At 72.4% G+C, this 14,990-nt stretch carries 13 protein-coding genes; 4 read left to right on the forward strand and 9 right to left on the reverse strand.

Annotation, left to right across the window (positions count from 1 at the left end):
• The first annotated feature begins 104 nt into the window (after window positions 1–104).
• Window positions 105–1,577, forward strand: coding sequence for a glycoside hydrolase family 3 protein (locus tag ACQPYD_RS25355; RefSeq protein WP_433698001.1), 1,473 nt, complete (start codon window positions 105–107; stop codon window positions 1,575–1,577).
• A 259-nt stretch (window positions 1,578–1,836) separates the two neighbouring features.
• Window positions 1,837–2,301, forward strand: coding sequence for an RrF2 family transcriptional regulator (locus ACQPYD_RS25360; RefSeq protein ID WP_267946029.1), 465 nt, complete (start codon window positions 1,837–1,839; stop codon window positions 2,299–2,301).
• Window positions 2,302–2,410: 109 nt separating this feature from the next.
• Here the strand turns inward: ACQPYD_RS25360 and ACQPYD_RS25365 are convergent, their stop codons facing one another.
• From ACQPYD_RS25365 to ACQPYD_RS25405, 9 genes are all read right to left on the reverse strand, one after another.
• Entirely contained in the window at window positions 2,411–2,767 is a 357-nt protein-coding gene (locus ACQPYD_RS25365) for a helix-turn-helix domain-containing protein (protein WP_330160277.1), read from the reverse strand.
• 159 nt (window positions 2,768–2,926) lie between these two features.
• Window positions 2,927–3,484 (reverse strand): CinA family protein, encoded by a 558-nt coding sequence (locus tag ACQPYD_RS25370; protein WP_433698002.1) that lies wholly within the window; start codon window positions 3,482–3,484, stop codon window positions 2,927–2,929.
• Window positions 3,481–4,083 (reverse strand): CDP-diacylglycerol--glycerol-3-phosphate 3-phosphatidyltransferase, encoded by a 603-nt coding sequence (gene pgsA / locus ACQPYD_RS25375; RefSeq protein ID WP_433698003.1) that lies wholly within the window; start codon window positions 4,081–4,083, stop codon window positions 3,481–3,483. Before pgsA ends, ACQPYD_RS25370 begins: the two co-directional genes overlap by 4 nt.
• A complete protein-coding gene (gene rimO / locus ACQPYD_RS25380; RefSeq protein WP_433698004.1) occupies window positions 4,080–5,528 on the reverse strand; it encodes a 30S ribosomal protein S12 methylthiotransferase RimO in 1,449 nt (482 codons plus the stop codon). The genes pgsA and rimO overlap by 4 nt, the downstream gene beginning before the upstream one ends.
• Window positions 5,529–5,701: 173 nt before the next feature.
• Window positions 5,702–6,811: a helix-turn-helix domain-containing protein gene (locus ACQPYD_RS25385; RefSeq protein WP_433698005.1), complete on the reverse strand. Its 1,110-nt coding sequence runs from the start codon at window positions 6,809–6,811 to the stop codon at window positions 5,702–5,704.
• A 193-nt stretch (window positions 6,812–7,004) separates the two neighbouring features.
• Complete coding sequence (locus tag ACQPYD_RS25390; RefSeq protein WP_433698006.1) at window positions 7,005–9,497, reverse strand: DNA translocase FtsK; 2,493 nt, start codon at window positions 9,495–9,497, stop codon at window positions 7,005–7,007.
• Between the two features lie 240 nt (window positions 9,498–9,737).
• On the reverse strand, window positions 9,738–11,423 hold the full coding sequence (locus tag ACQPYD_RS25395) for a ribonuclease J (protein ID WP_267946036.1): 1,686 nt from the start codon (window positions 11,421–11,423) through the stop codon (window positions 9,738–9,740).
• Complete coding sequence (gene dapA, locus ACQPYD_RS25400; protein WP_433698007.1) at window positions 11,420–12,391, reverse strand: 4-hydroxy-tetrahydrodipicolinate synthase; 972 nt, start codon at window positions 12,389–12,391, stop codon at window positions 11,420–11,422. The genes ACQPYD_RS25395 and dapA overlap by 4 nt, the downstream gene beginning before the upstream one ends.
• A gap of 367 nt (window positions 12,392–12,758) precedes the next feature.
• Complete coding sequence (locus ACQPYD_RS25405) at window positions 12,759–13,139, reverse strand: phage holin family protein (RefSeq protein ID WP_330162283.1); 381 nt, start codon at window positions 13,137–13,139, stop codon at window positions 12,759–12,761.
• Between the two features lie 87 nt (window positions 13,140–13,226).
• Between ACQPYD_RS25405 and ACQPYD_RS25410 the strand changes: the two genes are divergently transcribed.
• Window positions 13,227–13,781, forward strand: coding sequence for a GNAT family N-acetyltransferase (locus ACQPYD_RS25410; RefSeq protein ID WP_433698008.1), 555 nt, complete (start codon window positions 13,227–13,229; stop codon window positions 13,779–13,781).
• 128 nt (window positions 13,782–13,909) lie between these two features.
• Window positions 13,910–14,782: a 1,4-dihydroxy-2-naphthoate polyprenyltransferase gene (locus ACQPYD_RS25415; protein ID WP_433698009.1), complete on the forward strand. Its 873-nt coding sequence runs from the start codon at window positions 13,910–13,912 to the stop codon at window positions 14,780–14,782.
• Window positions 14,783–14,990 lie beyond the last annotated feature (208 nt).

Here is a 14,990-nt window from a genome sequence, read left to right on the forward strand (position 1 = left end):
CGCCACCCGTCTGCCCGAATGTCGCCCTCACCACCCCGATGGGGAGCCGCCGGCTCCAGTGGTGACCTCCCGGGCACCCCTATGCTCACCGAACGGAGCTCGTCATGCCGTACGACCCGACCCTGGCGCGTCTGGCCAACGCCACGCTGCTGGTGCCCTTCGAGTCCTACCACGCCCCTCGCTGGGTCCTGGAGGGTCTGGCGGACGGCATCTCCGGCGTCTGCCTGTTCCACAACAACCTGGACACACCCGAACAGGTGACCGCGCTGAACGCGGCCCTGTCCGAGGCCACGGACACCCCGCTGATCTCGCTGGACGAGGAGGGCGGCGACGTCACCCGCATCGGCCAGGCGCGCGGCAGCGACTACCCGGGCAACGCGGCCCTGGGCGCGGTGGACGACCCGGACCTGACCCGCGACACCCACCGCTCGATGGGCGACCGCCTCGCCGCCCTGGGCTTCAACCTGGACCTGGCGCCCTCGGTGGACGTCAACGTCGCCGACGACAACCCGGTGATCGGCACCCGGTCCTTCGGCTCCGACGCCGAACTGGTGGCCCGCCACGCGGCGGCCGCCGTGATCGGCCTCCAGGCCGCCGGCGTGGCCGCCTGCGCCAAGCACTTCCCCGGCCACGGCGCCACCTCCCAGGACTCCCACCACACGCTGCCCCGCGTGGAGGCCGACGCCGACCTCCTGCACCGCCGCGAGCTGCTCCCCTTCCGCGCGGCCGTGGAGGCCGGCGTGCAGTCGATCCTGACCGCGCACATCGAGCTGCCCGGTCTGGGCGGCGAGGGCCCGGCCACGCTCGCGCCGCACATCCTCAACGACCTCCTCCGCGACGAGCTGGGCTTCCGGGGCACCGTGGTCAGCGACGCCATGGACATGGACGGCGTCAGCGGCCGGATCGGCATCCCGGAGGCGAGCGTGCTCGCCGTGGCCGCCGGCGTCGACCTGCTGTGCCTGGGGCGCCGGGTCTACGAGGACCAGATCGAGCTGATCCGCGCCGCCCTGGTCACCGCGGTGCGCGAGGGCCGCCTCCCCGGGCAGCGCCTGGAGGAGGCCGCCGAGCGGAACGCGCGCCTGCGCACCTGGATCCGCGAGACGTCCGCCCGCAGGGCGGCCGCCCCCGCCGACGAGCCCGTCGGGCTGGCCGGGGCCCGCCGCGCCGTGCGCGTGGACGGCGACCTGCCGCCCCTGAGCGACCCGTTCGTGGTCGAGGTGGACGCCCCCGCGGGCATGGCCGTGGGCGAGGTCCCCTGGGGGCTGGCCCCCTGGTTCCCCGGCTCGGAGCGCGTCGCCCCCGACGCCGCCCAGGCGGACCGGCTCATCGCCGGCGCCCGGGGGCGCGACCTGGTGGTCGTCGTGAGGGACGCGCACCGCTACCCGGAGGCCCGGGCGCTCGTGAGCCGCCTGCTCGACGCCCGCCCCGGGGCGGTGGTGGTGGAGATGGGCCTCCCCATCTGGCGACCCGACTGCGGCGCCTACGTGAGCACCTACGGGGCCGCGCACGTGAACGGCCTGAGCGCGGCCGAGCTGCTGGGGGGCGCCGTGGGCGCGCCCGCCCCCGGCGTGGGCTGAGGCCCCGCTCCCCCGGGGTCCGGCGCTCCCGGCCCGGTCCCGCCGTGCGGCGGGGCCGGGCCGGATCCGTTCACGCGGTCCGCCGCGTCCCGCCGCCGGACGCGCGGGGGCGCGGAGCGCGGGCGCCGGGGAGGGACGCCGCCGGTGTCCCCGAAACCCGGTAGGAGAAGTACCCTTGGCCTGTAGCATCCCGGTCCGTCGGCACACCTGCCGGCGCCCGGTGCCCCATTCGCCCTTCTAACCACGGCATAATCACAGCATGCGCCTTTCAGCCCGGGTCGATTACGCGCTTCGCGCGGCAGCGGAACTCGCTGTCGCCGGCGACGGGCCGGTGACGGCCGAGCAGCTAGCACGCGCTCAGGCCATCCCCGGAAAATTCCTAGAGAACATCCTCACCCAGCTACGCCGTGCCGGGCTGGTGCGCAGCCAACGCGGCCCCGTCGGCGGTTACTGGCTGGCCCGACCAGCGGCGGAGATCTCTCTCGCCGACATCATCCGAGCGGTCGACGGGCCGCTCGCCAACGTGCGCGGGGAACGCCCCGAGCACGTGGACTACGACGGCGCGGCCCGCAGCCTGCAACAGGTGTGGATCGCGCTGCGCGCCAGCGAGCGCGCCATCCTGGAGGGGGTCAACCTCCAGCACCTCGTGACGAACGAGCTGCCCGAGGCGGTGCGTACGCTGGCGGAGGACCCCGAGGCCTGGGTGAACCACACCCACCGCTGACCGGCGGGCGTCCTCGCGCCGTCCCACGCGTGAAGGAGCCGGCCACCCGAGGGTGGCCGGCTCCTTCACGTGGTCAGGGTGCGGCTGTACGGACAGTTCCCGGCCGGGGTCAGACCCCGACCATGTCGGCGACCTGGGGAACACGATCCGGTACCGGCTCGATGCCGAGGTCCTGGGCGGGGACGGGGTCGGTCGTGACCGCGTCACCCAGCAGAGCGGCCTCCTGCAGCTCGGCGAGGGCGAGCTGGTCGGAGACCTCCCTCAGAACCTGCGAAAGCGGGACCCCCAGGGCCCCGCAGATCGACGAGAGCAGTTCGGAAGAGGCTTCCTTCTGCCCGCGCTCGACCTCGGACAGGTATCCGAGGGATACACGCGCATCGGCCGACACCTCGCGGAGGGTGCGGCCCTGGCGCTGCCGCAGCCGCCTGAGCACGTCACCCAGTAGGTGACGAAGCAGGACCATCATTCGCGCTCCCTCCCACCGGTAGCGACCTTCATATACAACACCGTACCTGCCCCACGCCCGATTCGGGCACCTCTTGCCGTCCTGTTCGCTGGAGGGGGAACCTCACTCGGGGGTGGTTTTGTTCCCGAGTGCCGGGAGAGGGAGAACTGCCCCAATGGTTCAGATCCGGGTGTTTCCCGCCGTGCTCCCGCGAACAACCGAGTCAAGGAGCGACAGCGCGCCCTCGACCGTGCGGTATCGGATACCCGCACGATCCCCGGTGAAACTGAACCGGCGGACGAGCGTGCGGTCGTCCCAGGTGGCGACGGCCGCATAGACGGTGCCGACGGGCTGCCCGTCCTGGGGTTGGGGCCCGGCGACACCGGTCACCGCGACCCCGTGGTCGGCCCCGAACAGGCGCCTGGCGCCGCGGGCCATGTGGGCGGCCACGTCGGGGTGCACGGCTCCGTGCTCGGCCAGGAGGTCCTCGGGGACCCCCAGGACGGCCGCCTTGGCATCGGTGGCGTAGGTCACCACGCCGCCGCGGTAGGTGCGGGAGGAACCGGGGACGGCGGTCAGGTGGGCGCCGATCAGGCCGCCCGTCAGGGACTCGGCGGTGGCGCAGGTCCCACCGCTCTCCAGCAGGGCGCGGTGGACGGCCCCGGCCGCCGTCAGCGACTCGACGGGGAACTCCCTGACCTCGGAGCCCAGACCCACCCGGTCCTCCTGCTGGTTCATCCCCCGGTGTCCCTCCTCGCGCGCACGGCGCGCACGGCGTCCAGCACGTAGGCCCCGCCGGTCCACAGGGTCACGAACAGGGCCGCGCCCATCACGATGTGCGCGAACCACACGAAGAGGTCGCTGAACGGCAGGACCTGGAGCGGGAACAGGTAGACGCTGATGGCCACGATCTGGAGGACGGTCTTGAGCTTGCCGCCCCTGCTCGCCGGCATGACGACGTAGCGCAGGACCGCGAAGCGCAGGGCGGTGACGCCCCACTCGCGGACCAGGATCGCGATGGTCACCCACCACCACAGGTCGCCCTGGAGGGACAGCACGACGAGCGCGGACCCGGTGAGCGCCTTGTCCGCGATGGGGTCGACGATCTTGCCGAAGTCGGTGACCAGGTTGTGGCGGCGGGCGAGCTCGCCGTCGATGCGGTCGGTGATGGCGGCGATCACGAAGACGGCGAAGGCGGCGAACCGCCACCATGAGCCGTCCAGGAACATGAACCACACGAAGACCGGGACCATGACCAGGCGGCTCATGGTGAGGATGTTCGCGATGTTCCACAGCGGAACGTGGGGGGCGGGCGTCGCCGCGTCGTGGCTGCTCATCTGTCCCCGGCTTCCCCGCCCGGCCGGGTCTCGTCCTGCTCGGCGACGAGGTCGGCACCGGCCGACTGGACGACCGTGGCGGGCACGAGGTCGCCGACGGCGAGGCCCTCGCCGTACAGGATGGTGCTGCCGTCCACCTCGGGGGCCTGGTGGTCGGCCCGGCCCTCGTAGGCGCCGTCCTCCAGGACGCTCTCCACCAGGACGGTCACCTCGGTGCCGATCCGCTCCTCCGCCCGCTGGACCATCAGCTCCTCGGAGAGCCGGTTGAGCCGGTCCACGCGCTCCTGGACCACCTCGGCCGGGAGCTTGCCCTCGTGGGAGAGGGCCTCGGTCCCGTCCTCGTCCGAGTAGCCGAAGATGCCGATGGCGTCGAGGCGGGCCTCGGAGAGGAAGGAGACCAGGTCCTCGAACTCGGCCTCGGTCTCACCGGGGAAGCCCACGATGAAGTTCGAGCGCGCTCCGGCCTCGGGGGTCCGCTTGCGCACGGTGTCCAGGAGCTCCAGGAAGCGCTCGCGGTCGCCGAAGCGGCGCATGCGGCGCAGCAGGGTGCCGCTGGCGTGCTGGAAGGACAGGTCGAAGTAGGGGACGACGCCGGGGGTGCCGGTGAGGACGTCCACCAGGCCGGGACGGACCTCGGCGGGCTGGAGGTAGCTGACGCGGACGCGCTCCAGGCCCTCCACGGCGGCGAGGCGGGGCAGCAGCTTCTCCAGGGCGCGCACGTCGCCCAGGTCCTTGCCGTAGGACGTGGAGTTCTCGCTGACCAGGAAGACCTCGCGGACGCCCTCGCTCGCCAGCCACTCGGCCTCGCGCACGATCTCCTCGGGGCGCCGGGAGAGGTAGGCCCCGCGGAAGGTCGGGATGGCGCAGAAGGTGCAGCGGCGGTCGCAGCCCGAGGCGATCTTGAGGTTGGCGACCGGCCCGCCGGTGAGGCGGCGGCGCGGGACCGCCGCGCGGTAGGGCAGCTCGGTGCCGTCGGCCCCGGGCGCCTCGGCGAAGCCCGCGTGGCCGGGGACGTGCACCTGGGAGGCGTCGCGGTCGGCGGGGCTGATGGGCAGGAGCGTGCGCCGGTCGCGGGGGTCGTGCGGGACGAGCTTGCGGCCGGCCACGACGTCGTCGAGCCGGTCGGTGATGGCGGAGTAGTCGTCGAACCCGATGACCTGGGCCTCGGGGAGGGCGTCGGCCAGCTCGGAGCCGTACCGTTCTGCCATGCACCCCGCGGCGACGACCTTGCCGCCGTTCTCGGCCGCTTCGAGGAGGGTCTCGATGGAGTCCTGTTTGGCCGCGTCGATGAACCCGCAGGTGTTGACCACGGTGACGTCGGCCTTGGTGTCGCCGTCGACGAGGTCCCAGCCGCCCGCGGACAGACGCCCGGCCAGCTCTTCGGAGTCGACCTCGTTACGCGCACACCCCAGGGTGACGAGAGAGACAGTACGGCGCGATGACATGGCTTCCAAGCGTGTGGGAGAGCTTCGAGTGTGATGCGGGGGCCGGGGCGGACCGCTCGGACCGCGCGCACGGCACGGCGCCGGTGGGCGCCGCCCGCAGCCCCCCACATTACCTTGGTCGGCTCACCCGCCCGTACCCCGGCCCGTCTTCCCCCAGGCAGCGGGCCGTGACGTCACCGGTCGAAGCCGTCGGGGCCGATGGCGACCTCCTTGACCTCACCGATCTCCCCGGCGGGCCCGAGGACCTCGCCGTCGACGGAGACCTCGACCGAGCCGGCGTCGCCGACCCACAGGCTGACGCCCTCCTCCGTCGCGTACTCCTGCGGCTCGCCCTTCAGGAGGAAGCCGGTGAACAGGTCGCTGCCGTCGGGGGCGGTGACCTTGATCCAGCTGCGTCCGGCGGACGCCAGCCCGAGGGTGAACTCGGCGGGCTCCCGGGCCTGTTCCGCCGCGGGCACGACGGCCGCGTCGTCCGCGCCCGCCCGCCCCTCCCCCGGGAGGACCGCGGAGTCCACGGTCTCGCCGCCCCCGTTGGACTCGAACGCGGTGCGCAGCGGGTTGCCCCCTTCCCAGTCCTGCCAGGTGCGGACGCCGACGACGACCCCCAGGAGGACGATGATGCCGACCACGGCCCAGGGCCAGTGGCGGCGGACCGCCGCGCCCCGCCGCCTGCGCGCGGCCGTGACCGCGGGGCGCGGCGCGGGCCTCGTGTCCCCGGGCCGGGTGCCGGCGTCCTCCCTCTGCCTGGGGACGCCCCGGGTGCCCCGCCGGGTGTCGGCCTCCTGCGCTCCGGCGCCGGCGTCCCCCGCCTCCCCGCGGGAACGGCCCCCGCGCACGCCGGGGCGCACGCGCTGGTCCCGCTCGAAGTGGCCCCACCGCTCGGCGGCGGCACCGGGGTCGTCCTCGCCGAAGCTCGGGATCGGCCCCGCCATCGGCTCCTCGTCGTCGGCCGCGTACGCCTCGCCCCGCTCGGCGGCCACCGCCGCCCTGACCGCGGCGGGCGAGGCCGCCGGGTGGCGCGGCAGGGGGACGAAGGCCGGGGCGTCCGACGACGCGTGCTCGCGGTCGTACTCGGCCAGCAGCGGCGCCGGGTCCAGGCCGAGCGCCCTGCTGAGGCCGCGGATGTGGCCGCGTGCGTAGAAGTCCCCGCCGCAGGGGACGAAGTCCTCCTCCTCGATGCCCTTGAGGACCGACTGCCGTATGCGCGTACGGGCGCTGAGGTCCGCGACCGTGTACCCCGCCGCGATTCGGGCGCCGGACAGGGCCTGACCGATCGTCGCCATGCGCACTCCTTCCGCGACTGTGCGTGACTGAATGGTCTCCACTCTGCCGTCCGGGGGTCGCCGACGCAGTTCACCACGCCCCATGAAGCTCTCAAGAACACGCCAAAGAGGGCACCGGCGCACAGAATGTCGCCGCCTCCGTGCGGCAGGAGCGTGCTCCGGCGAAGGCCCGGCGACCCGACCGCGGGCCGGCTCAGCCCCCGCGGATCTCCGTCAGGACGCCCGGGAGCTCGTCCGGCGTGACGAGGACGTCGCGCGCCTTGGAGCCCTCGCTGGGGCCCACGACGTCGCGGCTCTCCATCAGGTCCATCAGGCGGCCCGCCTTCGCGAAGCCGACGCGCAGTTTGCGCTGGAGCATGGACGTCGACCCGAACTGGGTGGTGACCACCAGTTCGACGGCCTGGAGGAGGAGGTCGAGGTCGTCGCCGATGTCCTCGTCGATCTCCTTCTTCTTGCCCTCGGGGGCCGCGACGTCCTCGCGGTAGCTGGGCTCGGACTGCTTCTTGCAGTGCTCGACGATCGCCCGGATCTCCTTCTCGCTGACCCAGGCGTTCTGGAGGCGGATGGACTTGCCCGCGCCCATCGGCAGGAAGAGGGCGTCGCCCTTGCCCACCAGCTTCTCGGCGCCCGGCTGGTCGAGGATGACGCGGCTGTCGGCGAGGCTGGAGGTGGCGAAGGCGAGCCGGGAGGGCACGTTGGCCTTGATCAGCCCGGTGACGACGTCGACGCTGGGCCGCTGGGTCGCGAGCACCAGGTGGATCCCGGCGGCACGGGCCAGCTGCGTGATGCGCACGACCGCGTCCTCGACGTCGCGCGGGGCGACCATCATCAGGTCGGCCAGCTCGTCCACGATCACCAGCAGGTACGGGTAGGCCTCGTACACCCGCTCGCTGCCCGGGGGGGCGGTCAGCTGCCCGGCGCGCACGGCGGCGTTGAAGTCGTCCACGTGCCGGTACCCCGAGGCCGCCAGGTCGTCGTAGCGGCGGTCCATCTCCCCCACCACCCACTGCAGGGCCTCCGCGGCCCGCTTGGGGTTGGTGATGATGGGCGTGATCAGGTGCGGGATGCCCTCGTACATGGTCAGCTCGACCCGCTTGGGATCGACCAGGATCATCCGCACCTCGTCGGGGGTCGCCCGCATCATCAGCGAGGTGATCAGCCCGTTGATGCAGGTGGACTTGCCGGCGCCGGTCGCGCCGGCCACCAGCACGTGCGGCATCTTGGCCAGGTTGGCCACCACGTTGGAGCCCTCGACGTCCTTGCCCAGGCCCACCAGCATGGGGTGGTCGTCGGAGGTCGCGGCCGTCGAGCCCAGGACGTCGCCGAGGCTGACTATGTCCTTGTCGGTGTTGGGGATCTCGATGCCGATCGCGGACTTGCCGGGGATGGGCGACTGGATCCGCACGTCGGCGCTCTTGACCGCCAGGGAGATGTTCTTGGCCAGCGCGGTGACCTTCTCGACCTTGACGGCCGGGCCCAGCTCGATCTCGTAGCGGGTGACGGTGGGGCCGCGCGTGAACCCGGTGACCTCGGCGTCGATGCCGAACTGGGTCAGCACCCCCGACAGCGCGGCGACCACGTCGTCGTTGGCCTTGGTGCGGGGCTTGACCGGGCTGCCCGGCTTGAGCATCGCGGGCGCGGGCAGCTCGTAGTCGCCCTCGACCACCCGGGAGGGGATGGTCAGCTGCTCGGTCACGGCGGGGGGCGGCGTGGGGTCGGGGACGTCGACCTTCTTGCGGCCCGGCCTCTTCTTGCCGGCCGCGGTCGCGGCCGCCGCGGCGGCCTCCTCCTCGTCGGTGAGGGCGGGGGCGACGGGCTCCACGGGCACCACCGGGCTGTCGTAGGGGCGCTCGTGGTCGCCCGCCACCGTCCCGGCCTCCGCCTCGGGCTCCTTCTTCGGCTTGCGCTTGCGGGGCCTGGCGGCCTTGGGCGCGGGGTCCGCGCCGAGGATGCCGATGCCCGAGTCGGGACCGGTGTCCCGCTCCATGAGGGCGTTGAAGAGCGTCTGGAGGCGTTCGGGGACGCGCCGGATGGGGGTGGCGGTGACCACGAGGACGCCGAAGACCAGCACGAGGGCGAGCAGGACGCCGGTCAGCCACGGGGTGACGACGGCGCTGAGGGGGCCCGCCGCGACGAAGCCGATGAGCCCACCCGACTCTTGGAGGGCCTCCAGGCCGTCGGAGGGCTCCGGGAGGCCGTTGGCGATGTGGATCAGCCCGAGCAGCCCCAGCATGATCGAGACGGTGCCGATGAACAGCCGCCCGCCGTCCCCCTCCCGGCCCGAACCGGGGGTGCGCATGAGCTTGACCGAGACCGGCAGGAACAGCAGCGGCAGGATCGGCGAGAACGTGCCGAAGCCGCCGACCACGATCATGCGGGTGTACTCCAGCAGCGGCCCCTCGCTCCGCCACCACACGGCGGCGGCGACGAGGACGCCCGCGGCCAGCAGGACCAGGCCGATGCCGTCGCGGCGCAGGTCGGGGTCGAGGTCGCGCGCGCTGCGGCCGACGGCGCGCGCGGCGCCGCCCACGGTGTGCGCGACCAGCTTCCACAGCACGAGCAGGAACTGGCCGAACATGGTGAAGGCGAAGGCGATGGGCCCGTCGGGCATGCGCTTCTTCGGCGCGGGCTTGCGGGCGGCGGGCTTCTTGCGTCCGGAACCACCGGAGGAGGCACGCGTGGCCATCGGGGTCACCTCCACGGGGGACGGGGTCGGTCGGACGGCCGGGCAGAACGGCCCGTCACGGCGGGCAGCCTACTGAAGCGTCCACCCCCTTGGCCCGTACCGGCACGGCGTGTCGCCCGAATCGGCCGGCGGCGCCCCGCCCGCGGCGCTCCCGGGGGCCGCCCGCCCCACGGTAACGGCCCGAGGCGCGTGCCTCGGGCCGTTCCCGTGCTCCGGTCCGGGGCGCCCCGGACCGGTCGGTCAGACCTCGACCAGGACAGGGATGATCATGGGACGACGACGGTACGTGTCGTTGACCCAGCGGCCCGTGTTGCGGCGGATGAGCTGCCGCAGCTGGTGCGGGTCGTTGACCCCGTCCCGGGCCGCCTTGTCCAGGGAGTCCTGGATCTTGTCGATGACGTCGTCGAAGGCGGCGGCGCCGATGCCCGCGCCCCGGGTGTGGATCTCGGGCTCCCCGAGGATCTTGCCGGTCCCGGAGTCCACCGCGACGACGACGGAGATGAACCCCTCCTCGCCGAGGATGCGGCGGTCCTTGAGCGAGGCGTCGGTGACGTCGCCGACCGAGGCGCCGTCCACGTACACGTACCCGGCCTGGACCGCGCCCACGATCTTGGCCCGGTTCTTGTACAGGTCCACCACCACGCCGTCCTCGGCGATGATGATCCGGTCCGAGGGCACGCCCGTGAGCTTGGCCAGGTCGGCATGGGCGCGCATGTGCCGCCACTCGCCGTGCACCGGCATGAAGTTGCGCGGACGCACCATGTTGAGCACGTACAGCAGCTCACCGGCGGACGCGTGCCCGGACACGTGCACGAGGGCGTTGCCCTTGTGCACGACCTTGGCGCCCCAGCGGGTCAGGCCGTTGATCACCCGGTTGACGGAGTTCTCGTTGCCGGGGATCAGCGAGGAGGCGAGCAGGACGGTGTCGTCCTGCTCGATCCGGATCTGGTGGTCGCGGTTGGCCATCCGGCTCAGCGCCGACATGGGCTCGCCCTGCGAGCCCGTGCAGATCAGCACGGCCTCGTCCGGCCGCATCTGGTCGAGCTGCTTGACGTCGATGATCGTGTCGCCGGGGATGCTCAGGTAGCCCAGGTCGCGCGCGATGTTCATGTTGCGGACCATCGAGCGTCCCACGAACGCGATCTTGCGGCCGTGCTTGGACGCGGCGTCGATGACCTGCTGGACGCGGTGCACGTGCGAGGCGAAGCAGGCCACCACGATGCGCTTCTCGGCCTGCCGGAACACCTTGTCGATGGCCTCGGACAGGTTGCGCTCGTTGACGATGAACCCGGGCTGCTCGGCGTTGGTGGAGTCCGACAGCAGCAGGTCCACGCCCTCGTCGCCGAACCGGGCGAACCCGGCCAGGTCGGTGAGGCGGCCGTCCAGCGGCAGCTGGTCCATCTTGAAGTCACCGGTGTGCAGCACCGACCCGCCGGGGGTGCGGATGCCGACGGCCAGCGCGTCCGGGATGGAGTGGTTGACCGCGAAGAACTCCAGGTCGAAGGCGCCGAACTCGTGGCGCTCGCCCTCCTCCACCTGGAGGGTCTCCGGCTTGATGCGGTGCTCGCCGAGCTTGGCGGTGATCAGCGCCAGGGTCAGGCGGGAGCCGACGATCGGGATGTCGGCCCGCTCGCGCAGCAGGAACGGGATGCCGCCGATGTGGTCCTCGTGCCCGTGGGTGAGCACGACCGCCTCGATGTCGTCGAGCCGGTCCCGGATGTAGTCGAAGTCCGGCAGGATCAGGTCGACGCCGGGCTGCTCCTCCTCGGGGAAGAGCACGCCGCAGTCGACGACGAGCAGGCGGCCGTCGTACTCGAAGACCGTCATGTTGCGGCCGATCTCGCCGAGGCCGCCCAGGGCGACGACGCGCAGCGCGCCCTTGCCCAGGGGCGGGGGCGAGGTCAGTTCGGGGTGCGGGTGGCTCATACAGATCCCTCCGTGAGGCGCTCGACGCGCACGGCGCTGGCGGGGACGGCCTGGTGCGGGGCCAGTCCGATGGGGCCCTTGACGCCGGCGGCGGCAAGGTCTTCGCGCAGCAGTGCCTGGAGCTCGACCGACGCGTCGGTGAGCGGGGTGCGCACGGGACCGGAGGGCAGCCCGAACTGGTTCAGGATGGCCTTGGTCGTGATGACGCCCTGGGTGCGGAACATTCCGGTGTAGACCGGGGTGAGGCGGCGGTGGATGGCCAGAGCCTGGCCGACCTCGCCCTTCTCGAAGGCGTCGATCATCTCGCGCAGGTCGGCGCCGACGATGTGGCCGACCACGCTGACGAAACCGGCCGCGCCGACGGACAGCAGCGGCAGGTTGAGGATGTCGGTGCCGCAGTAGAAGGCCAGGTCGGTCCGCTCCATCACCCAGGAACTGGCGCCGATGTTGTCCTTGGCGTCCTTGTTCGCGACGATGCGGGGGTGCTCGGCCAGGCGGACGAGGGTCTCCGAGGCGATCGGCGTGCCGGTGCGGTGCGGGATGTCGTAGAGCATGACCGGCAGCTCGGTGGTGTCCGCGATCTCGGTGAAGTGCCTGATCAGGCCTTCCTGAGGCGGCTTGTTGTAGTAGGGCGTCACGGTCAGCAGACCGTGCGCGCCCGCCTTCTCCGCGGCCTTGGCGAGCCTCACGCTGTGGCGGGTGTCGTTGGTCCCGACCCCGGCGATGACCCTGGCGCGGTCGCCGACCGCCTCCAGGACCGCCCTGAGCAGGCGGTCCTTCTCGTCGTCGCTGGTGGTCGGCGACTCACCCGTGGTGCCGCTGATGATGAGGCCGTCGTTGTTCTGCTCGTCGACGAGGTACGTGGCCAGTCTGGCCGCGCCCTCGTAGTCGAGCTCGCCGTCGTCGAGCATGGGCGTGACCATCGCGGTCAGCATCTTGCCGAACGGGCGGTTCTTGGTGTCCGTCATCGTGTGTGAAAGGTCTCCGGACCGCCGCCGCTGGGCGGTGGGTCCGAAGGTGCCCCTCCTCCTCTCGGTGTGCGTCGACAGCTGGATGTGTCCCGTGCACATGACGCGTGCACGGATGTGCGGCGCTGCGTGTCCGCCACCGCGACCGGCGGTACGCGATCCGGTCGCGGGAAAGTTCCTGTGGTGCCCCGTCTTGGGTCGGGCGCGGGGTCGTGCCCTGCTCGGCCGCCGTCCTCGTGGGTCGAGGTTGACGGACCGGCTCATGTGAACCTACCCGTCCCGGACCCGTGCCATCCGGCCGGGCCCGGGATCCGCGTGCAGGTCAGGGTCGCGGAAGGGGGTTGGTCGGGCGGTGTCCGCCCCGGTCTCAGTCGTCCTGTCCGTCCGGAAGGAACATGCTCAGAAGCCAGCTGACGACGGTGACGACGATCGCACCCCAGAACGCGGGCCAGAACCCCTCGATGTGGAACGGGAGGGTGAACAGGCTCGCGATCCAGTTCGTGAGCATGAGCAGCAGCGCGTTCACCACCAGGCCGATCAGCCCGAGGGTCAGCGCGTAGAACAGGCACCCGACAGCCTTGACGATCGGTTTGATGATCGCGTTGACCACACCGAAGATGGCGCCGACGGCGAGGTAGACGCCGATCTGACCAGCGGTGGTCTGGGCTGTGACGTCGATCCCGTCGATCAGGAAGACAGCCGCCCAAAGGGCGAGCGCGTTCACGATAACTCTGATAATGAGGCTCACAACTGTAGATGTTCCCATGCCGAGGCAAGGTCCGGAAACTCCGGCGTAGGTGATCTTGCCGCGGCACGCTCCCCAGGAGGCCCCATCGTGTCCAGCGCCCAGTTCGTCCGCCCCGCCCGCGCCACCGACGTGGACACCGTCGTGGACGTCCAGGTGGCCTCGTGGCGGGCGGTGTACGGGGCTCTGCTGCCCGACGCGGTGGTCGCCGAGATCGGCGGCGCCGACGCCCGGGGGCAGTTCCACGAACAGTGGACGGCCGCCCTGGAGTCCCCGCCGACCTCCCGGCACCGGCTGGTGGTGGCCACCGACGAGGTTGGGGGGGTGCGGACCGTGACGGGGTTCGCCGCGTTCGGCCCCGCGGGCGACCCGGACCTGTGGCCGGCCACGGACGCGGAGGTGTTCGCGCTGCACGTGGACCCGGAACGGGCCCGGGAGGGGCACGGCAGCCGCCTCGTCAACGCCTGCGTGGACCACCTGGTGGACGACGGCTTCGGCACGGTGCACGTGTGGGTGCCGGAGGCCGACAACGCGCTGCGCGCGTTCTTCGAGGCGTCGGGCTGGCGCGCGGACGGCGCCCGCCGGGAGATCGACCTGGGTTCGCCGCTGCCGATGGTGCGCCTGCACGCGGCGATCTCCGCGTAGGGGCGCCCCGCCTCGGGCCCGGGGCCGCGGCCGGTTGGGGACAGCCGCGGACAGGGACTACCGTTGGGTGGTTGTCCGCGTCGCGCACCAGGTGCGGCGCGGTGTCGTCGAGGGTGGAGGACCGCCGCGTGGCCACGGTCAGTGAATGGGTCTCGGGGCTGCGTCCCCGTACGCTTCCGAATTCGGTCGTCCCGGTGGCGGTCGGCACGGCGCTGGCCCTCGCCCTGGACGGATTCGTCTGGTGGAAGGCCCTGCTGGCCCTGGTGGTGTCCATGTCCCTCCAGGTCGGGGTGAACTTCGCCAACGACTACAGCGACGGCGTGAAGGGCACCGACACCGAGGAGCGCACCGGTCCGACCCGCCTGACGGCGTCGGGCCTGGCGGAGCCGGGGCACGTGCTCGCCGCGGCCCTGGGGAGCTTCGCGTTCGCGGGCGCCGTCGGCCTGGTGCTGGTGGCGACGTCGTCGTGGTGGCTGCTCCTCGTGGGCGCCCTGGCGATCGCCGCGGCCTGGTACTACACCGGCGGCCGCGCGCCGTACGGCTACCGGGGCCTAGGCGAGGTGTCGGTGTTCGTCTTCTTCGGCGTGGTGGCCGTGGTGGGCACGGTGTTCGTGCAGCTGGGCTCGGCGCCGTGGCAGGCCTGGGTGGCCTCCGTCCCGGTCGGCCTGCTGTCCTGCTCCGTGCTGGTCATCAACAACCTGCGGGACATCCCGACGGACCGGGAGACCGGGAAGGTCACCCTCGCGGTCCGGCTCGGCGACGCGGGTACGCGGCGGCTGTTCGCGGGCGCGATCGGCGCCTCCTACGCGGTCGCGCTGGTGCTGACGCCGGTGTTCTGGTGGACCCCGCTCGTGCTGCTGACGGCGCCGCTGGCGGTGCCGCCGCTGAGGCGTGTGCTGGGCGGACAGGCGGGGCGCGACCTGGTCCTGGGCCTGGGCGAGACGGGCAGGCTGCAGATGGCGTTCGGCGTCCTGTTCTCGGTCGCCCTCGCCCTGGGCTAGGGCGTGTTCCGTGGATGCTGTCCGTCGCGAGCGGCGCATCCGGTGCGTTCATCGCAAGGCCGAAGAAGGAGTCAGGGCGGGGTCCTGTCGACAGATGAGAACGCCGCGAGGGGCGTGCCGGGGCGACGCGCAGCAGGGCGAGTGTCCGCGGACCACGCCCTAGGGGGCGGGGCCGCGGTCCCCGTCCGAGAGGTGTTGTGGGGGAGCC

The organism is Nocardiopsis sp. CA-288880 (assembly GCF_050955985.1).
Lineage (GTDB): Bacteria > Actinomycetota > Actinomycetes > Streptosporangiales > Streptosporangiaceae > Nocardiopsis > Nocardiopsis tropica.